Origin of the sequence: Paractinoplanes toevensis (assembly GCF_018332695.1) — a bacterium.
Lineage (GTDB): Bacteria > Actinomycetota > Actinomycetes > Mycobacteriales > Micromonosporaceae > Actinoplanes > Actinoplanes toevensis.
Genome location: NZ_BOQN01000051.1, coordinates 59,849 through 83,072, shown reverse-complemented (window position 1 = coordinate 83,072; position 23,224 = coordinate 59,849). Strand labels below are relative to the sequence as shown.

The 23,224-nt window shown below is 72.6% G+C and carries 21 protein-coding genes; 9 read left to right on the top strand and 12 right to left on the bottom strand.

Features of this window, described 5'->3' with window-relative positions; all coding sequences use genetic code 11:
- The first annotated feature begins 1 nt into the window (after position 1).
- Positions 2–1,315 carry a polysaccharide biosynthesis protein gene (locus Ato02nite_RS19400; protein WP_213007978.1) on the top strand — a complete coding sequence of 438 codons (1,314 nt, stop codon included), beginning with the start codon at positions 2–4 and terminating at the stop codon, positions 1,313–1,315.
- Positions 1,316–1,334: 19 nt separating this feature from the next.
- Here the strand turns inward: Ato02nite_RS19400 and Ato02nite_RS19395 are convergent, their stop codons facing one another.
- Complete coding sequence (locus Ato02nite_RS19395) at positions 1,335–2,483, bottom strand: steroid 3-ketoacyl-CoA thiolase (RefSeq protein WP_213007977.1); 1,149 nt, start codon at positions 2,481–2,483, stop codon at positions 1,335–1,337.
- Between the two features lie 118 nt (positions 2,484–2,601).
- Here Ato02nite_RS19395 and Ato02nite_RS19390 point away from each other — a divergent pair, with 118 nt between their 5' ends.
- Positions 2,602–3,828, top strand: a complete 1,227-nt coding sequence (locus Ato02nite_RS19390) for a cytochrome P450 (RefSeq protein WP_213007976.1) — start codon at positions 2,602–2,604, stop codon at positions 3,826–3,828.
- Here Ato02nite_RS19390 and Ato02nite_RS19385 read toward each other — a convergent pair.
- Genes Ato02nite_RS19385 through Ato02nite_RS19375 form a run of 3 tightly spaced genes read right to left on the bottom strand, consistent with a single transcriptional unit; the run spans position 3,800 to position 6,956 of the window.
- Entirely contained in the window at positions 3,800–4,963 is a 1,164-nt protein-coding gene (locus Ato02nite_RS19385) for a thiolase family protein (RefSeq protein WP_213007975.1), read from the bottom strand. The two genes, Ato02nite_RS19390 and Ato02nite_RS19385, sit on opposite strands and share 29 nt — an antisense overlap.
- The gene (locus tag Ato02nite_RS19380; protein WP_213007974.1) at positions 4,960–6,003 is read right to left on the bottom strand and encodes a thiolase family protein; all 1,044 of its coding nucleotides are present in this window, start codon (positions 6,001–6,003) and stop codon (positions 4,960–4,962) included. Before Ato02nite_RS19380 ends, Ato02nite_RS19385 begins: the two co-directional genes overlap by 4 nt.
- Positions 6,000–6,956 (bottom strand): Zn-ribbon domain-containing OB-fold protein, encoded by a 957-nt coding sequence (locus Ato02nite_RS19375; protein ID WP_213008044.1) that lies wholly within the window; start codon positions 6,954–6,956, stop codon positions 6,000–6,002. Before Ato02nite_RS19375 ends, Ato02nite_RS19380 begins: the two co-directional genes overlap by 4 nt.
- Positions 6,957–7,037: 81 nt before the next feature.
- On the opposite strand from Ato02nite_RS19375, the gene Ato02nite_RS19370 reads away from it, so the two are divergent.
- Positions 7,038–8,567 carry an acyl-CoA synthetase gene (locus tag Ato02nite_RS19370; RefSeq protein WP_213007973.1) on the top strand — a complete coding sequence of 510 codons (1,530 nt, stop codon included), beginning with the start codon at positions 7,038–7,040 and terminating at the stop codon, positions 8,565–8,567.
- Between the two features lie 335 nt (positions 8,568–8,902).
- Here the strand turns inward: Ato02nite_RS19370 and Ato02nite_RS19365 are convergent, their stop codons facing one another.
- Positions 8,903–9,682 carry a crotonase/enoyl-CoA hydratase family protein gene (locus Ato02nite_RS19365; protein WP_213007972.1) on the bottom strand — a complete coding sequence of 260 codons (780 nt, stop codon included), beginning with the start codon at positions 9,680–9,682 and terminating at the stop codon, positions 8,903–8,905.
- A gap of 61 nt (positions 9,683–9,743) precedes the next feature.
- On the opposite strand from Ato02nite_RS19365, the gene Ato02nite_RS19360 reads away from it, so the two are divergent.
- Together Ato02nite_RS19360 and Ato02nite_RS19355 are read left to right on the top strand one after the other, a co-directional pair.
- The gene (locus tag Ato02nite_RS19360; RefSeq protein ID WP_213007971.1) at positions 9,744–11,330 is read left to right on the top strand and encodes an acyl-CoA synthetase; all 1,587 of its coding nucleotides are present in this window, start codon (positions 9,744–9,746) and stop codon (positions 11,328–11,330) included.
- On the top strand, positions 11,320–12,414 hold the full coding sequence (locus tag Ato02nite_RS19355; protein WP_213007970.1) for an NAD(P)H-dependent flavin oxidoreductase: 1,095 nt from the start codon (positions 11,320–11,322) through the stop codon (positions 12,412–12,414). Before Ato02nite_RS19360 ends, Ato02nite_RS19355 begins: the two co-directional genes overlap by 11 nt.
- Here Ato02nite_RS19355 and Ato02nite_RS19350 read toward each other — a convergent pair.
- On the bottom strand, positions 12,411–13,379 hold the full coding sequence (locus tag Ato02nite_RS19350; protein WP_246607204.1) for an alcohol dehydrogenase catalytic domain-containing protein: 969 nt from the start codon (positions 13,377–13,379) through the stop codon (positions 12,411–12,413). The two genes, Ato02nite_RS19355 and Ato02nite_RS19350, sit on opposite strands and share 4 nt — an antisense overlap.
- A 62-nt stretch (positions 13,380–13,441) precedes the next feature.
- Between Ato02nite_RS19350 and Ato02nite_RS19345 the strand changes: the two genes are divergently transcribed.
- From Ato02nite_RS19345 to Ato02nite_RS19335, 3 genes are read left to right on the top strand one after another with little or no spacing between them, the layout of a single operon-like run.
- Entirely contained in the window at positions 13,442–14,599 is a 1,158-nt protein-coding gene (locus Ato02nite_RS19345; protein ID WP_213007969.1) for a hypothetical protein, read from the top strand.
- 3 nt (positions 14,600–14,602) lie between these two features.
- Entirely contained in the window at positions 14,603–15,379 is a 777-nt protein-coding gene (locus Ato02nite_RS19340; protein WP_213007968.1) for an SDR family oxidoreductase, read from the top strand.
- A 10-nt stretch (positions 15,380–15,389) separates the two neighbouring features.
- A complete protein-coding gene (locus tag Ato02nite_RS19335; protein WP_213007967.1) occupies positions 15,390–16,523 on the top strand; it encodes a sulfotransferase family protein in 1,134 nt (377 codons plus the stop codon).
- 49 nt (positions 16,524–16,572) lie between these two features.
- On the opposite strand, the gene Ato02nite_RS19330 is transcribed toward Ato02nite_RS19335, so the two are convergent.
- Genes Ato02nite_RS19330 through Ato02nite_RS19310 form a run of 5 tightly spaced genes read right to left on the bottom strand, consistent with a single transcriptional unit; the run spans position 16,573 to position 21,008 of the window.
- A complete protein-coding gene (locus Ato02nite_RS19330) occupies positions 16,573–17,325 on the bottom strand; it encodes an Mrp/NBP35 family ATP-binding protein (protein ID WP_213007966.1) in 753 nt (250 codons plus the stop codon).
- A 13-nt stretch (positions 17,326–17,338) separates the two neighbouring features.
- The gene (locus tag Ato02nite_RS19325; protein ID WP_213007965.1) at positions 17,339–17,911 is read right to left on the bottom strand and encodes a pyridoxamine 5'-phosphate oxidase family protein; all 573 of its coding nucleotides are present in this window, start codon (positions 17,909–17,911) and stop codon (positions 17,339–17,341) included.
- Positions 17,912–17,956: 45 nt separating this feature from the next.
- A complete protein-coding gene (locus Ato02nite_RS19320; RefSeq protein WP_213007964.1) occupies positions 17,957–18,829 on the bottom strand; it encodes a TIGR03619 family F420-dependent LLM class oxidoreductase in 873 nt (290 codons plus the stop codon).
- Positions 18,826–19,839, bottom strand: a complete 1,014-nt coding sequence (locus tag Ato02nite_RS19315; RefSeq protein WP_213007963.1) for an acyl-CoA dehydrogenase family protein — start codon at positions 19,837–19,839, stop codon at positions 18,826–18,828. Before Ato02nite_RS19315 ends, Ato02nite_RS19320 begins: the two co-directional genes overlap by 4 nt.
- An 8-nt stretch (positions 19,840–19,847) precedes the next feature.
- On the bottom strand, positions 19,848–21,008 hold the full coding sequence (locus Ato02nite_RS19310) for an acyl-CoA dehydrogenase family protein (protein ID WP_213007962.1): 1,161 nt from the start codon (positions 21,006–21,008) through the stop codon (positions 19,848–19,850).
- Positions 21,009–21,075: 67 nt separating this feature from the next.
- Between Ato02nite_RS19310 and Ato02nite_RS19305 the strand changes: the two genes are divergently transcribed.
- Positions 21,076–22,209 (top strand): acetyl-CoA C-acetyltransferase, encoded by a 1,134-nt coding sequence (locus Ato02nite_RS19305; RefSeq protein WP_213007961.1) that lies wholly within the window; start codon positions 21,076–21,078, stop codon positions 22,207–22,209.
- Here Ato02nite_RS19305 and Ato02nite_RS19300 read toward each other — a convergent pair.
- Complete coding sequence (locus Ato02nite_RS19300) at positions 22,193–23,185, bottom strand: NAD(P)H-dependent flavin oxidoreductase (protein WP_246607213.1); 993 nt, start codon at positions 23,183–23,185, stop codon at positions 22,193–22,195. The two genes, Ato02nite_RS19305 and Ato02nite_RS19300, sit on opposite strands and share 17 nt — an antisense overlap.
- Between the last annotated feature and the right edge of the window lie 39 nt (positions 23,186–23,224).

Genomic DNA, 23,224 nt, shown 5'->3' with positions numbered 1-23,224 from the left:
CGTGGACTCTTCGCCGGGCATGCGCGGCTCCCTCACCGCTCTCGGGCGGGCCGGTCTGGCCGTCACCGCGGCCAACGTGCTGGCCAACCTCCTGGCATACCTGGCACCCGTGCTCGGCGCCCGCCGGCTCGCCCCGGCCGACCTGGGTGCGCTCGCCACCGCGCTGGCACTGGTGGCGATCGCGACGATGCCCGGCATCGGCCTGCAGACCGCGGTTGCGGTGGCGGTCGCCCGCGCGGGTGGCGGAGTGGTCGCGGCGGCCCGCCCGGCCCGGCTCACCGCCCTGGCCTGCGGGGGAGCGATACTGCTGGCCACGCCGCTGCTGGCGGCCGGGCTGCGTCTGCCGCTGCTGGTGCCGCCGCTGCTGGCCGCGATGACGGTGCCGGCCGTGCTGGCCGGCCGGCCGCTGGGCGCGCTCCAGGGCAGCGAGCGCTTCGGCCGCCTGGGGTTCGGCACAGTGCTGCTGGCCGTCGGCCGATACGGCGGCGTGCTCGCCGGCTTGATCGCCGGCCTGAGCCTGACCGGCACGCTCGCCCTCGGCGCGCTGGTGGCCTGGTCGGTGCCGCTCACCCTGAGCCGGCTGCTCGGCCCGCCACCAACCGCGGAATCCGCCGGGACGCGGCCCGGGGCGGGCGCTGAAGCGGACGGCGCGCCGCCCACCGCAGCGGGGCCCGAGTCGTCGGCCGAGGTGGGGGTGGGGCGTGCGGAGGCTGCCGCCGGCGTGCTTCGGGGGCGGGCGGTGTTTGCGGCGGCTAGCGCGTCGCTGGCCATTCTGGTGGCCTCCTACGCCGATCTCATCCTCGCCCGGTGGCTGCTGCCGGCGGGTGAGTCGGGGGCGTATGCGGTGGGTGCGGTGCTCACCCGGGCCGCCATCTGGGCGCCGCAGGTCGTCACGATCGTGGCGTTGCCTCGGCTGGTGCGGGGTGGGGCCGCGCTGCGGGTCGGGCTCGGGCTGATCGGACTGGCCGGCACCGTGCTGGTCGGCGGCGCGGCGGTGGCCGGGGACGCGCTGGTGCGCGCGGTCGGTGGCGGGCGGTATGCCGCGCTGGGCGAGCTGGCGCCGTACTTCGTGCTGGTCGGTGGTCTGTACGCGGTTACCGTCCTGTTGCTGAACGCCCGGATCGCGGCCGGCGCCCGCCGGCCGGCGGCCGGGGTGTGGGCAGTGGTCGCGGGGCTGGCGGTGGTGGTCGCGATCGCGCGGCCGGCGACCGTCGGGCAGCTGCTCGCGTGTGCGGTGGGCGCGGCGGCGGCCGGCGTGCTGGTCACCGGGGCCGCCGTGTGGTGGCGGCGAGCGGCATTCACCGTCGATCGGTGATGGTGGCGGCGGGCGGGGTTCATAGCCGCTCGATGATGGTCGCGGTGGACATCGCGCCGCCGGCGCACATGGTGATCAGGGCGGTGCTGCCGTCCGCGCGTTCCAGCTCGTGCAGGGCGGTGGTGATCAGGCGGGCGCCGGTGCTGCCGACCGGGTGGCCGAGGGCGATCGCGCCGCCGTTGACGTTGACCCGGGCCGGGTCGGCCTGGTGGACGCTGAGCCAGGACAGCACTACGGCGGCGAACGCCTCGTTCACCTCGACCACGTCCAGGTCGTCGATCTTCATTCCGGTGCGGGCCAGCACCCGGTCGGTGGCCGCGATCGGGCCGTCCAGGTGGTAGTAGGGTTCCGCGCCGATCAGGCACTGGGCCACGATGCGGGCCCGGGGGCGCAGGCCCAGCCGCCGGGCCAGGCCGGCGTCCAGCAGCAGGACCGCCGCGGCGCCGTCGGAGATCTGTGAGGAGGTGCCCGCGGTGTGCCGGCCGTCGGGCAGCACCGGCCGCAGCCCGGCCAGACCCGCCATCGTGGTGTCGCGCAAACCCTGATCGCGGGTGACCGGGGCGCTCGCACGATCCGTGCGGTCCTCCGGCGCGACGACCGGCACGATCTCGCGGTCGTAGCGGCCCTCCCGCCAGGCGCGGGCCGCGTTGGCCTGCGACCGGACGCCGAACGCGTCGAGGTCGGACCGGGTCAGCCCGCGCCGGTCGGCGATCCGTTCCGCCGCTACGTACTGGTTGGGCAGGTCGATGGCCCACGAGTCGGGGCGGGGGAGGCCGGCGTCGCCGAGGTTGGCGCGCAGCGGGACGCGGCTCATCGATTCCACCCCGCAGGCGACGCCGGCCTCGATGGCATCGGCGGCGATCAGCCCGGCGATGAGGTGGGTGGCGTGCTGCGCCGATCCGCACTGGGCGTCGATGGTCGTGCAGCCGGTGGTGTGCGGGAGGCCGGCGTGCAGCCACGCCGTACGCGTGATGTTGTTGGATTGTTCGCCGCCCTGGGTGACGCAGCCGCCGATGGCCTGTTCGACCAGCGCCGGGTCGAGGCCGGCGCGGTCGAGCAGCGCGCGTTGCGCGGTGCCGAGCAGTTCGGCCGGGTGCAGGCCGGCCAGCCAACCGCCGCGCCGGCCGATCGGGGTGCGGACCGCGTCGACGATCACCGGAACGCCCACGGCGTCCTCCCGTTCCTAGAACGTGTTCTCATATCAAAGCACAGGAGGCATACCGCTGTGCGTGGAAGGCGTGCTTGAATCGGTAGAACTTGTTTCTGCGGGAGAAGTAGGAGGCGTCGTGGCCGAGCCCCATATCCCCACCGGGTTTGACTTCACCGACCCGGAGATCTACGTCCACGGCATACCGCACGCCGAGTTCGCCGAGATGCGCCGCACCGCTCCGGTCTGGTGGATCCCGCAGGAGCGCGGCAGCGCCGGCTTCGACGACGAGGGTTACTGGGCGGTGACCCGGCACGCCGACGTGGTGGCCGTGTCCCGCGACAGCGAGACGTTCTCGAGCTGGGAGAACACCGCGATCGTCCGGTTCCAGGCGGGCATGCCGCGAGATCGGATCGAGATGCAGCGATACGTGCTGCTCAACATGGACCCGCCGGAGCACACCGCGCAGCGCGCGATTGTTTCCCGCGGCTTCACCCCGCGGGCGATCAACAGCCTGCGCGAGGCGCTGAGGGCGCGCGCCGAGCGGATCGTGCGGAAAGCGGAAGGCGACGGCGACTTCGTCACCGAGATCGCCTGCGAGCTGCCGCTGCAGGCCATCGCCGAGCTGCTGGGTGTGCCGCAGGAGGACCGGCGCAACGTCTTCGACTGGTCGAACGCGATGATCGGTTACGACGACCCGGAGTACAGCGAGGCCGCCGATCCCATGGAGCCGGCGATGGAGCTGCTCGCTTACGCCATGAAGATGGCCGAGGAACGGCAGGCCTGCCCGCGCGACGACATCGTGTCCACCCTGGTGCAGGCGGAGATCGGCGGCGAGCACCTGTCGTCCGACGAGTTCGGGTTCTTCGTGCTGATGCTGGCGGTGGCCGGCAACGAGACCACCCGCAACGCGATCTCGCACGGCATGCTGGCGTTTCTCGAGCACCCCGAGCAGTGGGAGGCGTTCCGGGCGACCCGGCCGCGCACCGCGGTCGACGAGATCGTCCGCTGGGGCACCCCGGTCAACGTCTTCCAGCGCACCGCGACCCGGGACACCTCGCTCGGCGGCCAGCAGATCAAGAAGGGCGACCGGGTCGCCATCTTCTACGGCTCGGCGAACTTCGACGAGGACGTCTTCGACCACCCGGAACTCTTCGACATCACCCGCAGCCCCAACCCGCACCTCGGTTTCGGCGGCAGCGGCGCGCACTTCTGCCTCGGTGCCAACCTGGCCCGGCTGGAGATCGACCTGATCTTCAACGCGATCGCCGACCTCGCGCCGGAGATCAGCCTGGCCGGGCCGGCCGAACGGTTGCGCTCCGGCTGGCTCAACAGCATCAAACACTTGCCGGTGCGGTATCGCTGACCACCCACATCGAAAAGAATTGAGACCCTCCGCCGTACGCATGACCGAGTGCCGTGCGAGCCCCGGCCACCTGGTGCTCGCCGGCCCGGCCCATCACCTGCATGGCCGCCTCGGCGAAGCGCAGCATGCCGGACGCGCCGATCGGGTTGGAGCACAGCACCCCGCCGGACGGGTTGACCGGCAGCCGCCCGCCGATCCGGGTCTCGCCCGCCTCGACCAGCTTCCAGCCGTGCCCGGCCTCGGCGAAGCCCAGGTTCTCCAGCCACATCGGCTCGAACCAGGAGAACGGCACGTAGATCTCGGCCACGTCCACCTCGTCGAGCGGATCGGTGATGCCGGCCGCGTGCCACAGCGCCCGGGCCGCCTCGGCGCCGGCCCGCGGGTTCACGTGGTCCTTGCCGGCGAAGAACGTCGGCTCGGTGCGCATCGCGGTGGCCCGGATCCACGCGACCCTCTTCGCCGAGGCTTCGGCCGCGGCCTGGTCGCCGATCACCAGGGCGCAGGCGCCGTCGGAGGACGGGCAGGTCTCGTCGTAGCGGACCGGGTCCCACAGCATCCGGGACGCCTGCACCGACTCCAGGGTGATGTCCGGCTGGCGCAGATGCGCGTACGGATTGCGGGCGCCGTTCCTTCGGTCCTTGACCGCGACGAGCGCGCCGATGTGCCCGGGGGCGTGTGAACGCCGGATGTAGGCCCGGATGTGCGGCGCGAAGTAGCCGCCCGCCCCGGCGCCGATCGGCGCGGTGAACGGCGGCTGGATCGACAGCGCCCACATGGCGTTGGACTCCGACTGCTTCTCGAACGCGACGGCCAGGACCCGCCGGTGCACGCCCGCGCGGACCAGGCTGGTCGCGACGTTGGCGGTGGCGCCGCCCACCGACCCGGCCGTGTGCACCCGCAGCAGCGGCCGGCCGGCCGCGCCGATCGCGTCGGCCAGGAACAGCTCGGGCATCATCACGCCCTCGAACAGGTCGGGCGCCTTGCCCAGCACCACCGCGTCGATCTGCGGCCAGTCGACACCGGCGTCGGCGAGCGCCCGGTCGATCGCCTCCCGGCACAGCCCGGCCATCGACACGTCGGTGCGCCGGGTGCGGTGGTGGGTCTGCCCGGTGCCCAGCACGGCCGCTCGCTTCACGACTCCGCCTCTCGCACGTCCGCCTCCAGCACGCAGATCAGGTTTTGTTGCAGGGCCGGGCCGCTGGTGGCGTGCCCCAGCGCGCGGCGGGCTCGGCCGGACCGCACCTGCTCGGCCGCCAGGCCGATCCGGGCGAGACCGGCCGAGAACATCGGGTTGCCGCAGAGCGCGCCGCCGGACGGGTTGATCCGGACCCGGTCGCCCAGCCCGAGCGCGGCACGAAGCAGCAGCTCCTGATGGGTGAACGGGGCGTGCAGCTCGGCCACGTCCAGGTCGTCCGGCAGGCCGGCCGCCGAGGCCGCCGCGGTCGCCGACGGCACCGTGGTGAGGTCGCGCTCGCCGAGACCCTGCACGTCGATCCGATGCGCCACGCCGGTGATCCAAGCCCGGCGTGGGCCGGCCAGGGCGCGCTCGCCGGACGCGATGACCAGGGCGGCGGCGCCGTCGCAGACCGGCGCGCAGTCGTGCCGCCGCAGGGGGTCGGCGATGTAGGGCGCGGCGAGGTCCACCGGTTCGGACACCCCAGCGTCGGCGCGGCTGCGCGCCGCCACCTCGGCCATCGCCCGCTCGGTGACGATTCCGGCGTCGAGCGCGGCGCGGGCCTGGAGGGCGGCGACGCTGACCGAGTCGGGCCAGAGCGGCGCCACGACGTACGGGTCGAGCTGCAGCGCGAGGACCCGGCGCAGCCGGCCGGCCGAGGATTTGCCGAAGCCGTACACCAGGGCGGTCTCCGCCTCGCCGGCCAGGATCTTCACGTACGCCTCGTAGAACGCCCACGCGGCGTCCATCTCGACGTGTGACTCGGCGATCGGCGGGTAGGCCCCGATCGCGTCGACCGCGTTGACGAACGAGAACGCCCGCCCGGCCAGGTAATCCGACGAGCCGGAGCACCAGAAGTCCACCTGCCGCCGGTCGAGGCCGGCGTCGGCGAGGGCCTCCCGGAAGACCGGGACGAGCGTCTCGACGCCGCTGGTGGTGCCGGCCGACGGAAGGCACGGCGCCTGGGCGAAGCCGATGACCGCGACCCGCGGCGCGCTCATAGGTGCTCCTCGAAGGACTCGTAGGGTGCGTCCGGCTCGCCGGTCGGGCGGAAGTGCGCGATGTTCTCCGGGGTGGTCGTCCAGCTCTCCGGTTCCCGCCAGACCGCGGCCACCCGCATGCCCATCCGCACGTCGCCGGCGTCGCCGACGACGAAGTGCGGGATCGGGATGTCGGCGCCGTCGAGCAGGATCTGGGCCACGACGTACGGCGGGTCGAGCCGCTGCCCCGCGAACGGCACGTTGACCACGCAGAACGTGGTGACCGTGCCGTGATCGCGGATCGGCACCTCCTCCTCGGTCGGCACGCCGTCGGCGGGGCAGACCCGGGGCGGCACGTAGACCTTGCGGCAGACCGGGCAGCGCTGCCCGAGCAGCCGCCCCTCGGCCAGGGCGCGCAGGTAGCGGCTCTCGTCGGCGGAGGTGGTGTGCGTGTACGACAGGCGGATCGGCGTCGTGATCATCATGACCGGATCGCTCTTCCCAGTGCCCGGCGGCCCGGCCGGTTCGGCGGAAGGCTCGAAGCACTCGATGTCCCGGATGTGTCCCACCCGCTCGGCGGCCCAGCGGATCCGGACCCGCATGCCGGTGTGCATCCGCTCGCGGGCGCCCGCGTCGACGGCGTGCAGCAGGGCGGTGTCGGCGCCGTCGAGCCGGATCAGCGCGAAGCCGAAGGGCCGGTCGAGGGGCTGCCCGGCGAGCGGCCGATCGGTCCACGTCCAGCTCGTCACGGTGCCGGTGGGCCGCACGTCGACCAGCTCGGTCACCGGGGCGTGGGTCACCGGGTCGTACTCGAGCGGGGGCACGTGGACGCGGCCGTCGGCGGTGCGGCTGCCGAGCACCCGGCCGTCGCGCAGGCCGGTCATGAACCGGCCCAGCACCGGGCCGAGCGAGCGGGTGTAGTCGAAGGCGATGTCCAGCGGGGCGGAGAGCGGAGGCGCAGCCACGTTCGCCAGTGAAACACGTTCTAATTGAACGAATCAAGGGCCGCACGTGATGGCTGTTCGTCCGGTAGAACGCGTTATAGAGTGGCGGCCATGAGCGGCATCGGGCTGTGGAACATCGCGAGTCGGACTCCGGGCGGGATCGCCGTCGTCGACCCGGACGGCCGCACGGTGACATACGGCGAGCTGGCCGCCGAGGCCGACCGGATCGGCGGCGGCTTCCAGGCGCTGGGCCTGGTGCCCGGCGACACGGTGGCGATGCTGCTGCCGAACGGGGCCGACCTGCTCGCCGTCGAGTTCGCGACGCTGCAGACCGGGCTGTACTCGGTGCCGCTGAACTGGCATCTGACCGCCGCCGAGATCGCCTACATCCTGCGTGACAGCGGTGCCAAGGCGTTCGTCGCCCACGAGCGCTTCGCGGAGACCGCCGTGGCCGCCGCGGCCGAGGCCGGGGTGCCCGCGCTGTTCGCGGTGGGGGAGGTGCCCGGCTTCCGCCCGCTCACCGATCTCGACGGCCCGCTCGGGGAGAGGACGAGCGGCGCGCTGATGGTCTACACGTCCGGCACCTCGGGGCGGCCCAAGGGGGTCCGGCGGCCGCTCACCGGCGCCGACCCGTACGCCGTACCGTCGGTGTCGCTCTGGTTCTTCGGTCTTTTCGGCCTTTCGCCGTTCGACGAGCACGTGCATCTGTGCTGCTCGCCGCTCTACCACACGGCGGTGATGAACTTCGCGGTCATCTCCCTCCAACTAGGACACCCGGTGGTGGTGATGGACCGCTGGGATCCGCACGAGATGCTGCGGCTCATCGAGCGCCATCGGGTCACCCACAGCCACATGGTGCCCACCCAGTTCCGGCGTCTGCTCGCACTGCCGGAGAAGGTCCGCACCGCCTACGACCTGGCCTCGATGCGCGTGATGATCCACGGCGCGGCCCCGTGTCCCAACGAGGTCAAGCGCCGGATGCTCGCCTGGTGGGGCCCGGTGGTGGTGGAGTACTACGCGGCTTCCGAGGGCGGCGGCACGCTGATCACGGCGGCCGACTGGCTGGCCCGGCCCGGCTCGGTCGGGCAGGCCTGGCCCGGCTCGCGGGTGCGGGTGCTCGAACCGGACGGCAGCGACGCACCCGCGGGCCGGCCCGGCACGGTGTATCTGCAGATGGGCGACGCGACCTTCGAATACCTGGGCGACGAGGAGAAGACCCGGCAGTCCTGGCGCGACCACATGTTCACCGTCGGCGACATCGGCTACCTCGACGAGGACGGCTATCTCTTCCTCTGCGACCGCAAGAGCGACGTGGTCATCACCGGCGGGGTGAACGTCTATCCGGCCGAGATCGAGGGCGAGCTGGCCGCCCACCCGGCCGTCGCGGACGTCGCGGTCTTCGGCATCCCGCACGAGGAGTGGGGCGAGGAGATCAAGGCCGTGGTGGAACCCGCGCCGGGCGTGACCGCGGGCCCCGAACTCAGCGCCGAGCTGCTCGCCTTCCTCACCGCCCGGCTGGCGAAGTTCAAGCTGCCGCGCAGCATCGACTACACCGACGAGCTGCCCCGAGACCCGAACGGCAAGCTCTACAAGCGACGGTTGCGCGACCCGTACTGGGCCGACCGCCAGCGGGCGATCTAGGCACCTTTTGAGGTCAGGGTCGCGAGAACCGAACCGCTCTGCCCGGAGGGGTTCGGGGGGTATCCGGCCCGCGGTGACGCGGTCGATCCCCTGCCGGGCGCCCGGCAGGGCAGTTCTTGTGGAGTTGCCGCTCTGTCCGCACGTCAAGTCCACAAGATCGGGCGCAGCCAGGGGCGGGCCAGGCCCGCCCGTAGCGGGCGCGCGGAGGGTGAGGTGCACCCTGCCGGGACCGACTGCCACGGGACTGTTGGCAGCGCGTACGGAAAAGATTTGAAGGCGGGAGGAAGCTGGGGCTGGGGTCCCGTCCTGTCCGTTCTGGGAAAATGGCGGGATCCCTATCGCCCCTGGAATTGCGGGGGCCGCTTCTCGATGAAGGCTCGTGGGCCCTCCTTGGCGTCCTCGCTGCGGAAGACCGCCATGCCGATTTTCGACTCGACGGCGAACGCGTCGTTCTCCGGCAGGGCCTCGGTCTCCCGGATGGTGCGGAGGATGGCCTGCACGGCGACCGGGCCGTTCGCGGCTATCGCGCTCGCCAGCTCCAGGGCCTTGGTCAGGGCTTGGCCGTCGGGCACCACATGGCCGATCAGGCCCGCGGCGTGGGCCTCGGCGGCGGTCAGCTGACGGCCGGTCAGCAGCATTTCCACCGCGATGGTGTACGGGATCTGGCGCACCAACCGCACGGCCGACCCGCCCAGTGGGAACAGGCCCCAGCGCGCCTCGGAGACCGCGAACCGGGCGCTCTCGCCGGCCACCCGCACGTCCGTCGCCTGCAGGATCTCGGTGCCGCCGGCTACCGCCGGGCCCTCCACCGCGGCCACCAGCGGCTTGGTCAGTCGCCGGCCCTTCAGCAGCGCGTCGATCCGGGACAGGTCCGCGCCGTTGAAGTTGTCGCCGGGGTGGGACTCGGTCATCGCCCGCAGGTCGGCCCCGGCGCAGAAAGCGTTGCCGGCGCCGGTCAGCACGGCCACCCGGATCTCCGGATCGGCGTCCACCCGGTCCCACGCGTCGCGCATGATGGCCATCATCTCGGTGGAGAGCGCGTTGCGGACCTGCGGCCGGTTCATCGTCACGATCAGGATCGGTCCACGTTGCTCGACGAGGGCGTGCGCCTCCACGGTGCCTCCTGCGGTGATTCTGGGGCTTGTCACGAACAATAACAGGTTCTACTTTCTGGTGATGGCGGCAAATATCGCGGACCTGTTCGAGCACGCGGCCGACGCCTTCGCCGACCGCCCCGCCGTTTACTTCGGCGAGCAGGAGATCAGTTACGCCGGGCTGGAGGAGCGCGCCAACCGTCTGGCCCATTTCCTGCATGATCGCGGGGTCGGCCCGGGTGACCACGTCGGGCTGTACGCCGGCAACTCGATCGAGGCGGTGGTCGCCATGATCGCCGTTTACAAGCTGCGCGCCGCAGTCGTCAACGTCAACTTCCGGTATGTCGAGAACGAGTTGCAGTTCCTGTTCGCGGACGCCTCGCTGGTCGCGCTGATCCACGACTGCCGTTTCACGGATCGGGTCGCCGCGGTCGCGCCCGGCCTGCCCACCGTCGTTCTGCCGGACGAGTCGGGCGGCGGGTCCTATGCGGACGCCCTGGCCGCCGGCGATCCCCGCCGGGACTTCGGCCCCCGTTCCGCCGACGACCTCTACCTGCTCTACACGGGCGGCACCACCGGCTACCCGAAGGGCGTGATCTGGCGCCACGAGGACGTGTGGCGGGCGCTCGGCGGTGGCGTCGACTTCATGACCGGCGTGCCCCTCGAGGACGAGTGGCAGCAGTCCGTCCGGGGCGCCGCCGGGGACGGGATGGTCCGGCTCTGCCTGGCTCCGCTGATCCACGGCAACGCCCAGTGGGCCGCGCTCATGGCACTGTTCGCCGGCGACGTCGTCGTCATGTTGCCGCACTTCGACCCGGGTGAGGTCTGGCGCACCATCGAGCGGCGCCGGGTCAACGTGGTGGTGCTGATCGGCGACGCCATGGCCCGGCCGATCATCGAGGAGTACGCGGCCGGTGGCCACGACGGCTCCTCGATCGTCGCCGTCTCGTCGAGTGGTGCGCTGTTCTCCCCGGTGGTGAAGCGGCAATACCTGGAGCTGCTGCCGGACATCCTGGTCACCGACGCGATCGGCGCCTCCGAGACCGGCTTCACCGGGCTGGGCGTGGTCGCCGACGTGCCCGGCGGCGCGGTCGAGGACCCGCGGGTGATGCCCGGCCCCACCACCGTGGTGCTCGGCGACGACGGCCGCCCGGTGCCACCCGGTGGGGTGGGCCGGCTGGCCAAGAGCGGTTATCTGCCGCTCGGCTACTACAACGACCCGGTCAAGACCGCGGCGCTGCTGACCGAGCTGGACGGGGTGCGCTACGCACTGCCCGGTGACCTGGCCCGGCTCGAGGACGACGGCACCATCACCCTGCTCGGCCGGGGCAGCACCTGCGTGAACACCGGCGGCGAGAAGGTCTTCCCGGAGGAGGTCGAGGGTGCGCTGAAGACCCACCCTGACGTCTTCGACGCGCTGGTGATCGGGCTGCCCGACGAGCGGCTCGGGCAGCGGGTGGCGGCGCTGGTCCAGGGCCGCCCCGGCGCGAAGCTCGACCTCGCCGCGGTCGAGGAACACCTGCGGGAACGGATCGCCGGTTACAAGGTGCCCCGGGCGGTCTGGCTGGTCGACGAGATCGCCCGCACGATCAGCGGCAAGGCCGATTACCGCTGGGCCCACCGGCACGCCACCGAACATCCGGCCGAGGAGGTCAGCCATGCGGACTGAGCTGTGCGAGCGGCTCGGCATCGAGCACCCGATCGTCGGCTTCAGCCCGTCCGAGCAGGTGGTCGCGGCGATCAGCCGGGCCGGCGGCCTGGGCGTGCTGGGCTGCGTGCGCTACAACGACCCGGGCGAACTCGACGCGGCGCTCACCTGGCTGGACGAGAACACCGGCGGCCGCCCGTACGGGGTGGACGTCGTCATGCCCAGCCACGAGCCGACCGAGGGCGTGGCCGCTGACCTCGACAAGCTGATCCCGCCCGGGCATCGCGACTTCGTCGAGCGCACCCTGCTGCGCCTCGGCGTGCCCCCGCTCGGCGTCGAGGAGTCGCGCCGGGCCGGCGTGCTGGGCTGGCTGCACTCCGTGGCCCGCGCGCACGTCGAGGTGGCGCTCACCCATCGGCCGCGGCTGATCGCGAACGCGCTCGGGCCGCCCCCGGCCGACGTCATCGCCCAGGCCCACGAGCACGGCCTGCTGGTGGCGGCGCTGGCCGGCCGGGCCGACCACGCCCGCAGCCACGTGGCCGGCGGCGTCGATCTGGTGGTGGCGCAGGGCTACGAGGCCGGCGGGCACACCGGAGAGATCGCCAGCATGGTCCTCGTCCCCGAGGTGGTCGACGCGGTGGGGGAGGACGTGCCGGTGCTCGCCGCGGGTGGGATCGGCAGCGGCCGGCAGATCGCGGCGGCCCTGGCGCTGGGCGCGCGCGGCGTGTGGATGGGCTCGGTGTGGCTGGGCACCACCGAGTACCAGACGTCGGACGCGCTGCGCGAGGCCCTGCTGCGGGCCGGATCGAGCGACACGGTCCGCAGCCGGATCTACTCCGGCAAGCCGGCCCGGCTGTTGCGCAACCGCTGGACCGACGCCTGGAACGAGGAACAGGCGCCGCGCCCGCTGCCGATGCCGTTGCAGAACCTGCTGGTGGCCGAGGCGCACACCCGGCTCATGGAGTCCGGCGACCCGACCGTCGTGCCGATGCCGGTCGGCCAGATCGTCGGCCGGATGAACGCGGTGCGCCCGGTCGCCGACGTCCTGGCCGACCTGGTCGCCGAGGCCGACGAGACCCTGACCCGGCTGGGCAAGACCGTTTAGAGGAGTACGACGGCGCGGCCGGTGAGCGTGCCGGCGGCCAGCCGCTCGTACGCCTCGGCGGCCTTGTCGAACGGGAACTCCTCGACCTGGTTGCGGATCAGACCGGCCGCGGCCAGGGCGATGACCTCCTGCGCGTCGGCGATGGTCGAGCCCTGGAAGGTGAACACCTCGCCGTCCCGGGGCAGGACGCCGAACCATGGCCGGTCCAGGTGGCCGCCGGCCGAGCCGATCAGGCCGTACGCCCCGCCGGACCGGACCGCGGCGATACCGGCGGCGATGGTCTCGTTCGTGCCGACGAAGTCGAGTACGGCGTCCAGCTCTCGATCGTCCAGAGTGGATGTTGCCGCATGGGCGCCGATCGACTCCGCGTAGGCCAGCCGGGCCGGATCGACGTCGACGGCCAGCACCCGGGCGGCCGTCAGCACCCGGAGGAACTGCACGGCGAACGCGCCCAGCCCGCCCGCACCGATCACCGCCACCGTGCCGCCGGGAACGATGCGGGGCAACGCCCGCCGCACCGCGTGGTAGGCCGTCGCGCCCGCGTCGGTCAGCGGGCCGGCGTGCCGCGGGTCGAGGTCCCCCAGCGGTAGCACGCTGCGCCGGTCGGCGACCACGAACTCGGCGAGGCCGCCGTCGCGCCCGTAGCCGCGGCCGGCCAGCCCGTGCGGGCAGCTGTTGTCCAGGCCGCGCAGGCAGAACCAGCACGTGCCGCACGACTCGGCGGTGGTCAGCGCGACCGGCGTGCCGTCGGCCAGCCGGCCCGCGACCTCGTGGCCGAGCGTGAACGGCATCCGCCAGCCGAGGCGCTCGCCGGCCTTCCGCGGCATCTGCCGCATGGTCAGGTCGGAGCGGCACAGGCCGCAGCCGGCCACCCGGATCAGCACCTGCCCCGGGCCGGGCGTCGGCTCCGGCACCTCGACGTGCTCCGGTGGGGATCCCCAGCCGGTCATCCGATAGGCCCGCATGGACCCAGAGTGGAACGCGTTCTACATATGGTCAAGAGTTAGAACACGTTCTAGCATGAGGTGTGCTTACTCAGCCGTTCGCCGACGCCATCGCGCAAGCCGAGCGCGTCGTCGCCGAGGCCCCCCACATCCGCGGCGAACTGGACCTGATCGAGGGCTACGACTACCTGGCCGGCGGCATCCGGGCATCGATCCAGATGGCCTGGGCGTACGACCGGGATTTCCCCTACTTCGTGCGCTCTACCGGCCCGTACACCAAAATGGGGTTGGATAATCCGGACACGCTGTATTTCCACGCCTGGCTGCGTGACGACGCCGAATACGTGGTGACCGGCCGCCGCGGCAGCACCACCGACCTGAGCTTCCAGATCCTCGACGGCTCCTACTCCCCGGTCAACGTGCCGGGCAGCCTCGCCGCGTTCGACGACCGGGAGATCGACATCGACCCGGACGGCTGTTTCGAGATCCGGTTCGGGCCGGGCCTGTCCGGCCGCAACGCGTTCTCGCTCGCGCCCGGCTCGGCGATGCTCGTGGTGCGCGAGGTGTTCAGCGACTGGGCCACCGAGAAACCCGGGATGCTGCGCATCCATCGGGCCGACCGTCTCGGTGCGGCACCCGCGCCCCTCACCCAGGAGGCCATTTCCAAGCGGTACGCCGTGGCCGGCAAAATGCTGGTCGGCCGCATCCGTACGTTCCTGGCGTTCGCCGAGCGCTTCTACCTGAACCTGCCGGTCAACACCCTCACACCGCCCCGACTCACGCCCGGCGGGCTGGCCACCCAGTACTCGTCGGTGGGCCACTACGAACTCGCCGACGACCAGGCCATGGTGGTCACCGTGCCGGTCTCCGACGCGCCCTACCAGGGGCTTCAGCTCGGCACGATGTGGTACGTCTCGCTCGACTACATCAACCACCAGACCAGCCTCACCGTCCCGCAGGCACGGGTCGACCCGGACGGCATGGTGCGGTATGTGATCAGCGAACGCGATCCCGGTGTGGCGAACTGGATCGAGCGCACCGGCCACGACCGCGGTTACGTGCAGCTGCGCTGGCAGCGGCTGTCGCGCGCGCTGACCCGGTCCGACGGCCCGCGGGCGGAGGTGGTCGCCGTCGACGACCTGCCCAAGCAACTGCCGTACCACGAACCGATCGCCCCGGCGGCGTGGCGGGAACGCATCGCCGCGCGACAGGCCGCCACCGCGGCCCGGATGCTGGGCTGAGCCGTGCTGCTCGCCGAGAAAGTCGTTCTGGTCGCCGGGGTCGGGCCCGGCCTCGGCCAGGCCGTCGCGGTGCGGGCCGCCCAGGCCGGCGCCGACGTGGTGCTCGCCGCGCGCACCGAGTCGTACCTGGCCGAGGTGGCCGGGAAGGTGACCGCGGCCGGCCGCCAGGCCCTCGCCGTGCCCACCGACCTCACCGACGACGACTCCAGCGCGGCCCTGGTGCGGGCCGCCATCGACGAGTTCGGCCGGGTCGACGCCCTCGTCAACAACGCGTTCGTGATGCCGCCGATGCGCAGCCTGGGCAAGGTCGACCTGGACGATCTGCGGTCCAGCTTCGACGTCAACGTGCTCGCCGCGCTCCGGCTGACCCGGCTGCTGACCCCCGCGCTCGTCGCCTCGGCCGGCGCGGTGGTGATGGTGAACTCGGCCGTGCTGCGGCACTCCCGGCGCCCGTTCGGGCCGTACAAACTGGCCAAGGCCGGGCTGCTCGCGGTCGCGCAGAACCTGGCCGGCGAGCTCGGGCCCAAAGGGGTACGGGTCAACTCGGTGGCGCCCGGCTGGATCTGGGCGGACAGCCTGCGCATGTGGTTCGACTACCAGGCCGCCGAGCGCGAGGTGCCGGCCCGGCAGATCTACGACGAGATCGCGGCCACCACCGACCTGCGCCGCCTGCCGCTGCCCGACGAGGTCGCCGACGCGGTGCTGTTCCTCGCCTCCGAACTGGCCCGCGGCATCACCGGCCAGTGCCTCGACGTCAACTGCGGCGAGTTCCATCACTGAGGGGGTTCGCATGCAGGACACGCGCACCGACGTCGGCACCATCGACGAGCTGCACGCCTCGGCGACCCGCCGGACCGGCCTCGACGATTTCGGCGACGGCGACTATCGCGCCGGGATGCTTGCGCTGCTTCAGGCGTACGGCACGGAAGCGGCCCTGACCCCGGCCGGCAGCAAGGTGTCCCGGGCGCTGTTGCGCTCGGCCCTGGTTTCCAGGCTGCTCAGCGAGGCCGCCTGGAAGCAGTTCCCGTCGCACGCCTCGGTCGAGGTGCCCCGCCCGGTCTTCGTGACCGGCCTGCCCCGCACCGGCACCACCGCCCTGCACCGGTTGCTCACCGCAGACCCCGCGAACCAGGGCCTCGAACTGTGGCTGACCGAGGTGCCGCAGCCCCGGCCACCCCGCGCGACCTGGGAGTCGAACCCGATCTATGCCACCCTGCAGGCCGGTTACGAACAGCACCACGAGGCGAACCCGGCGTTCGTGGGCGCGCACTACACGGCGGCCGACCAGGTCGAGGAGTGCTGGCGGCTGCTGCTCCAGTCGATGATGTCGGTGTCCTTCGAATGCCTGGCCCACATCCCGTCCTACGCGGCGTGGCTCAGCGCCCAGGACTGGACCGCCGCCTACCAGCGCCACCGCCGCAACCTCCAGCTGATCGGCCTGCACGACCCCGACCGCCGCTGGGTGCTGAAGAACCCCAGCCACCTGTTCGCCCTGGACGCGCTGCTGGCCGCCTACCCCGACGCCGTGATCATCCAGACCCACCGCGCCCCGCGAGCGGCGATCGCCTCGGTATGCAGCCTCAACGCCCAGGCCTGCGCCGGTTGGTCAACGGTGTTCAACGGCCAGTTGCTGGGCCGAGACCAGCTGGCAACGTGGTCCCGAGGCCTGCGGCGCTTCGCGACCGACCGAGCCCGCCACGACCGGTCCCACTTCATCGACGTCGACTACGACACCTTCGTGGCCGACCCGCTGGGCACGGTAGAGGCCATCTACGACCGGCTGGGCGCGCCGCTGACCGAGCGGGCCCGAGCCGCGATGACGGATTTCCGATCAACCGCGAGGCAGCCGACCCACCGCTACACGCTGGACGATTTCGGCCTGACGACGGCCGAGGTCGACGCCGCGTTCACCGACATCGATTAAGGAGCTTTCGGGATTCCCGCTTTGTGGGAGCAGGGCCGGCGGCCTTGGCTCACGCCTCGATGTGTGCCGCTACCGCTTCGAGGACCGGGGTCAGGTCGGTGGGGGCGATCTCCGCCTTCGGGCGGAACGGCAGGCGGGTCAGGCGTTGCACGCCGTCGGCCCAGATGGTGCGGTCGGCGGGGGCCGGCTCGTGCAGTTCGGTCTTCTCGCCGCAGCACGGGCACTCGAAGTAGGCCATGTTCTCCACGCCGCCCAGCACCGGCGTCCGCACCTGGCGGAGGGTGGTCAGTGCGCGGCTGGTGTCCAGGTGGGAGACCTCGGCCGGGGTCACCACCAGGATCGTCGTCACCCGGCCGGCGCCGGAGAGGACACCCTGCTGGGTGAAGTTGATGCCTGGTGGCAGGTCCACTATCAGGGCTTCGACGTCGCCCCAGTTGGTTTCCTTGATCAGGCGGCCGAGCATCAAGTCGCCCAGGTCCGAGCCGAGGGCCAGGCCCTGGCTGCCGGACATGAGGAAGCCCGCGGAGGCGACCTTGAGGCCGTCCACCTCCATCGCTTCCAGGCCGGGTCCGGCTTTGCCGCCGCGACCCCACGATGCGAGGGTGATCGTCCTGGCCGGCGCGTCGCGGCGCAGGCCCAGCATGCGGGGCACGTCGGGGCCGGCGATGTCGGCGTCGACCAGGCCGACCTTGCGGCCGGAGCGGGCCAGTTCCCGGCCGATCGCGACCGCGACGCTCGACTTGCCGACGCCGCCCTTGCCGCTGGCCACCGCGATGATCGGCAACTGCGCCGGTGGTTTCATGCTGCCACCGTACTCAAGAGGTGCCGGGCTGGGCCTCGGAGAAGATCGGGCGGCCGTCGATGCTCACGCTGTTCTTCACCCGGCGGTACTCGGCCAGGTCCTCGTCGCTTCGGCGTTCGTGGGAGCGGATCAGCAGGTCGCGGTCGCCCTCGTAGGACATCAGCGGGACCGAGTAGCCGCAGGAGTCGCTGATCCGGTCGACCTCGATGTCGATCACCGAGCGGACGCCGTGGGTGTCCGGCGGGGCGGGGAACGCGCGGGACAGATCGGCGTACTCCGGGGAGGTGACCGGGACGGCCCGGCCCTGGCCGTGCAGCCGCACGATGTTGGGCGGGCCCTCGAAGGCGCAGAACATCACGGTGATCCGGCCGTTCTCGCTCAGGTGGGCGATCGTCTCCGCGCCGCTGCCGTGATAGTCCAGGTATGCCACCCGATGCTCGCCGAGCACCACGAACGTGCCGCCCATCCCCTTGGGCGAGACGTTGACGTGGCCGCCGGGGCCGTTCGGCGCGGTGGCCACGAAGAACATCGGCTGCGCTTCGATGAAGGACCGCAACCGCCCGTCGATACGCTCATGCAGCTTCATGAGGTCGATCCTGCCTCCTGGCCGCACGGCGAGGGCACCCCCGGGTCACGTGAGCTTGGCGACCACCTCGTCGGCGAAGCGGCGCAGGCCGTCGCGTTTGGCGGCCAGCGGGCCGTCGAAGCCGGTGCCGTAGAAACGCCACGGCACCACGATCGCGTCGGTCACGCCGGCCTCGGCCTGCTGCCGGAAGCCGTCCAGGCCGAAGCGGTCGATGCACACCGCCTGGATCTCGAAGGGGTCGTCGGCCCGGCCGTACTCGGCGCGCAGCTCGGCGAGCCGGGCGATGACCGCGCGCAGGTCGTCGAAGCGCATCATGGCCGAGGACCAGCCGTCGCCGACCCGGGCGGCGCGGCGCAGTGCCACGTCGGCGTGACCGCCCACGTAGATCGGCACCGGCGCGGTCGGTGCCGGGCTCATCTGGAGGCGGCCGAAATCGAAGTGCTTGCCGTGGTACTCCACCATGCCGCCGCCGAGGATCAGTTTCAGCACCTCGATCGCCTCGTCGCCGCGCGCGCCGCGATCGGCGAACGGGGCGCCGCACCACAGCGACTCCTCCGGCGACCAGCCCAGGCCGACACCGAGGCCGAACCGATTGCCGGTCAGGTGGGCCACCGATCCGACCTGCCGGGCCAGCAGCACCGGATTGCGCGGGCCGAGCTTGAGCACCTGCGTGTAGAACCGGATGTTGCTGGTCGCCGCTCCGAGCGCCGCGGCCGTGACGAGCGGATCGGCCCACGGTGTCTCGGCCGTCCAAAAACGACTTCCATCCGGGGTGTACGGGTATTTCGCGCTGACCTCTTCGGAGTAGAAGAGCGAGTCGGGCAGCGCGATGGACGCGAAGCCGCACTCCTCCGCGGTCTGCGCCAGGTCGATGAGTTGGTCGAGCGGGCTGAGCGCGATCCCGAGACTGAACCTCATCCCCGGACTGTAACGTGTTCTATTTCCGTCGGGAAGGTCTCGGCCAGAGCGAGGAGCTGTCCGGTGGCGCCGCCCAGCAGGAACTCGTGGTGCTTGGCGGCCAGGAAATAGCGGTGCAGCGAGTAATCGACGTCGAGGCCGACGCCGCCGTGGACGTGGACGGCGGTGTGCAGCACCCGATGACCCGCCTCGGCCGCCCAGAAACCGGCCGTCGCCACCTCGGCCGCCGCCGGTCGGTCCTCGGCCAGCAACCAGGCCGCCTGCCACAACGACAGCCGCAGCGCCTCGACGTCGATGTGCGCGTCGGCGAGCCGCTGCGACACCGCCTGGAACGAGCCGATCGGGCGGCCGAACTGGACGCGCTCCCGGGCGTACTCGGCGGTCATCTCCAGGGCCCGCTCGACCACGCCGAGCTGGGCGGCGCAGGCGCCGACGGTGGCGTGCGCCGACAGCCGGGCGGACGCACCCTCCAGCGGATGGCCGACCGCCCCGGCCAGCCGGAGCAGGCCCGCTCCGGGGTCGCCGGCGACCCGCTGCGGCTCGACGGTGACGCCCGCGTCGCCCGGCCGTACGAGGAACACGTCCGGCCCGGCCGGAACCAGGATCAGTACGGCGTCGGTCGCCGCTGGCACCGCGGTCACCTCGCCGTCCAGGCGCCAGGCGGCACCGTCCGGCCGGGCGTCGACCGAGCCGAGCGGCGCGGCGGTCAGCACGACCTCACCACGGCCGGCCGGGCCGACCCACTCGTCGCTGCCGAACCGGGCCAGGGTCGACGCCGCCACGGCGATCGAGGGGAGGTACGGCACCTCGGTGGCGGCGGCCCGACCCAGCTCGACCAGGATCGCGCACTGCTCCACCAGCCCGTACCCCTCGCCTCCGGCCCTTTTCGGCAGGGCCGCGGCCAGCACGCCGGCCTCGGCCAACGCCGGCCAGAGGGATCGGCCGGAGGCCGTCAGGTCGCGGGTGAGGGCGGCCAGGTCGCGTGCCTCGCCGCTGAGCGAGAAATCCATCGGGTCTCCTATCGCCGGACCGGCAGGCCGAGGGCGCCGGCCGCGATGATGTCGCGCTGCACCTCGTTGGTGCCGCCGCCGAAGGTGAGGATCAGGGCGGAGCGGTGCGCGCGCTCGATCCGGCCGTGCAGCAGGGCGCCGGGCGAGCCGCCGCGCACGGTCGAGGCCGGGCCGAGGACCTCCATCAGCAACCGGTACGCCTCGACGGCCAGCTCCGTCCCGTACACCTTGCCGGCCGAGGCCCGTACGGCCGCGGGCGGGCCGTCCTCGCCCGCCGCCACCCGCCAGTTCAGCAGTTTGAGGACCTCGGCCTTGGCGTGCACCCGGGCCAGGTGCAGCCGCACCCATTCCTGGTCGATCCGCCGGGTCGCGATCGCCCACTCGATGACCTCGTCCAGCGCTCGGCGCAACGGAGCGGCCGAGGTGAGCGCCACCCGCTCGTGGTTGAGCTGGTCGGTGATCAGGCGCCAGCCCTCGTTCTCGGCGCCGACCCGGGCGGACACCGGCACGCGCACGTCCGAGTAGTAGGTCGCGCTGGTGGTCGGGCCGGCCACGGTGTGCACCGGCGTCCACGAGAAGCCGGCCGCGTCGGTCGGCACCACCAGGATGGACAACCCTTTGTGGCGCGGCGCCTCCGGATCGGTGCGGCAGGCCAGCCAGACGTAATCGGCGTACCGGATCAGGCTGGTCCACATCTTCTGACCATTGATGACGTACGCGTCGCCGTCCCGGATCGCGCGGGTGCGCAGGGCCGCCAGGTCGGTGCCGGCCTCCGGTTCCGAATAGCCGATCGAGAAGTGCACCTCGCCGGCCGCGATCCTCGGCAGCAGCTCGGCCCGCTGCTGGTCGGAGCCGTGCCGGGCGATGGTCGGCCCGACCGTGTAGATGGTCAGGAACGGCACCGGCACGCCGGCCATCGCCGCCTCGTCGGCGAAGATGAGCTGGTCGAGGCGGGAGCGCCCGCCGCCGCCGTGCTCCCGGGGCCAGCCCAGCGCCAGCCAGCCGTCCCGGCCCAGGCGGCGCACCACCGCACGGTAAGCCCCGCCGTCGCCGTACTCCCCGTCCTCGTCGGTGAGCGCCGCGCGCAGCTCCGGCGTCATCAGGTCGGCGAAGTAGGCCCGCAGCTCCCGGCGGAGCTGCTCCTGCTCGGGTGTGTATCCCACGTGCATGTGCCCGCCCGGTGTCATAGATTAGAACAAGTTCTAGTAGAGTCCATCCGGCGGAGGGGCGTCAACCGTGGAAACCGCATACCTGGTCGGCGCGCTCCGCACGCCCGTCGGCCGGCGCGGCGGCGGCCTGGCCGGCGTGCACCCGGCCGACCTCGCCGGCCAGGTGATCGCCGCGCTGCTCGACCGGACGGGCGTCGACCCGGCCGCGGTCGACGACGTGATCCTCGGCTGCGTCGACACGCTCGGCCCGCAGGCGGGCGACATCGCACGCACCGCGTGGCTCGCGGCCGGCCTGCCCGAACACGTGCCCGGCGTGACCGTCGACCGGCAGTGCGGCTCGGGCCAGCAGGCGGTGCACTTCGCCGCGCAGGCGGTCATGAGCGGTACGGCCGATCTGGTGGTGGCCGGCGGCGTGCAGAGCATGAGCCAGGTGCCGATCGGCAGCGCGATGGCACCCGGCGGGCCGTACCGGGGGTCCGCGGGCTGGGCGGCGCGCTACGGGGATCAGGAGGTCTCCCAGTTCCGCAGCGCGGACGACATCGCGGCCAAATGGGGGCTGGGGCGGGCCGACCTCGAGGAGTGGGCACTGGCGAGCCATCGGCGGGCGGTGAGCGCGATCGACGAGGGCCGCTTCCGCGCCGAGACTGTGCCGATCTCCGTCTGCGACCGCGATGAGTGCCCGCGCCGGGACACCAGCGCCGAGCGGATGGCCGGGCTTGCCCCGCTGCGGCCGGGCGGCCTCACCACGGCCGCGACGTCCAGCCAGATCGCCGACGGCGCCGCGGCTCTGCTGGTCGCCTCCGGCCACGGGGTCCGCGCGCACGGCCTGCGCCCGCGCGCCGTGATCCGGCACCTGTCGGCCCGCGGCGGCGACCCGGTGCTGATGCTCACCGCGCCGATCGAGGCGACCGCGCACGCACTGGCCCGGGCCGGTCTGCGGGTCACCGACATCGACCGGTTCGAGGTCAACGAGGCGTTCGCGAGCGTGGTGCTGGCCTGGCTGGCGGAGACCGGAGCCGACCCGGCCCGGGTCAACGTGAACGGCGGGGCGATCGCCCTGGGGCATCCGCTCGGCGCCACCGGTGCGCGGCTGCTCACCAGCCTGCTGCACGAGCTGGAGCGCTGCGAAGGTCGCTACGGCCTGCTGACCATGTGCGAGGGCGGTGGCCAGGCCAACGTAACCGTCATCGAACGGCGGTGAGGGCGGTCAGGCGGTCGTCGGCCTCCTTCATGATGCGGTCGATCAGCTCGGCGCAGGACGGCAGGTCGTCGATCAGGCCGGCTACCTGGCCGGCGGACATCACGCCGGCTGAGGGGTTGCCGTCTACCATGGACTTTCGTAGCAGGGCCGGCGTGTTGGCGGCCATCAGCGTCTGCGCCCAGGGCAGGTCGCGGCCGTGCCGGGCGGCGCGGCCGGCTCGCAACAGGGCCGGCCAGGACAGGGCGGCCTCCCGGCGGAACCCCGCCGCGTGCTGGACCGATCGGATCAGCTGAGCAACGGGGCCGGAGCGCTCCAGGGTGTCGACGAACGGGGTGCGCAGCACCCGGTGTGGCACGCCGTCGATCCGGGTCGTGACCACCGTGCCGGTGACCGTGGCGGCCAGGTAGTGCTGCTTCACCTCCGGGGCGACCGGGCTGTCCGAGGTCAGCAGGAAACGGGTGCCCATCGCTATGCCGGCGGCGCCGTAGGCCAGGGCCGCCACCAGACCGCGGCCGTCGAAGAAACCGCCCGCCGCAACCACCGGGACGGCGACGGCGTCGACGACCTGCGGCAGCAGCAGCGTGGTCGGCACCGGGCCGGTGTGGCCGCCGCCCTCGCCGCCCTGCACCAGCACCGCGTCGGCGCCCCAGTCGGCCACCTTCTCGGCGTGCCGGCGGGCGCCCACCGACGGCATCGTCAGCACCCCGCCGTCGGCGCAGCGGCGGATCAGGTCGCGGTCCGGGGCCAGGGCGAACGAGGCCAGCCGCACCTTCTCGCTGATCAGCAGGTCGATCCGGGCGGGAGCGTCCGGCGCGTCGGCGCGTATGTTGACCCCGAAGGGCGCATCGGTGCGGGCGCGAATCTCCCGGACCGTGTCCCGCAGCTGGTCGAGGGTCATCGTCGCGGAAGCGACGATGCCGAAGCCGCCCGCCGCTGATGTCGCGGCGACCAGCCTGGCGCCGGCGACGTAGCCCATGCCGGTCTGCACGATCGGGTGCCGGCAGCCGAGCAGGTC

Coding starts and splice junctions, on each gene's coding strand:
- Ato02nite_RS19380 (WP_213007974.1), bottom strand. CDS start 6,003: ATGAGCGCGCCGCGGGTCGCGGTCATCGGCTTCGCCCAGGCGCCGTGC.
- Ato02nite_RS19370 (WP_213007973.1), top strand. CDS start 7,038: ATGAGCGGCATCGGGCTGTGGAACATCGCGAGTCGGACTCCGGGCGGG.
- Ato02nite_RS19360 (WP_213007971.1), top strand. CDS start 9,744: ATGGCGGCAAATATCGCGGACCTGTTCGAGCACGCGGCCGACGCCTTC.
- Ato02nite_RS19355 (WP_213007970.1), top strand. CDS start 11,320: ATGCGGACTGAGCTGTGCGAGCGGCTCGGCATCGAGCACCCGATCGTC.
- Ato02nite_RS19350 (WP_246607204.1), bottom strand. CDS start 13,379: ATGCGGGCCTATCGGATGACCGGCTGGGGATCCCCACCGGAGCACGTC.
- Ato02nite_RS19335 (WP_213007967.1), top strand. CDS start 15,390: ATGCAGGACACGCGCACCGACGTCGGCACCATCGACGAGCTGCACGCC.
- Ato02nite_RS19330 (WP_213007966.1), bottom strand. CDS start 17,325: ATGAAACCACCGGCGCAGTTGCCGATCATCGCGGTGGCCAGCGGCAAG.
- Ato02nite_RS19325 (WP_213007965.1), bottom strand. CDS start 17,911: ATGAAGCTGCATGAGCGTATCGACGGGCGGTTGCGGTCCTTCATCGAA.
- Ato02nite_RS19320 (WP_213007964.1), bottom strand. CDS start 18,829: ATGAGGTTCAGTCTCGGGATCGCGCTCAGCCCGCTCGACCAACTCATC.
- Ato02nite_RS19315 (WP_213007963.1), bottom strand. CDS start 19,839: ATGGATTTCTCGCTCAGCGGCGAGGCACGCGACCTGGCCGCCCTCACC.
- Ato02nite_RS19310 (WP_213007962.1), bottom strand. CDS start 21,008: ATGCACGTGGGATACACACCCGAGCAGGAGCAGCTCCGCCGGGAGCTG.
- Ato02nite_RS19300 (WP_246607213.1), bottom strand. CDS start 23,185: ATGGGCTACGTCGCCGGCGCCAGGCTGGTCGCCGCGACATCAGCGGCG.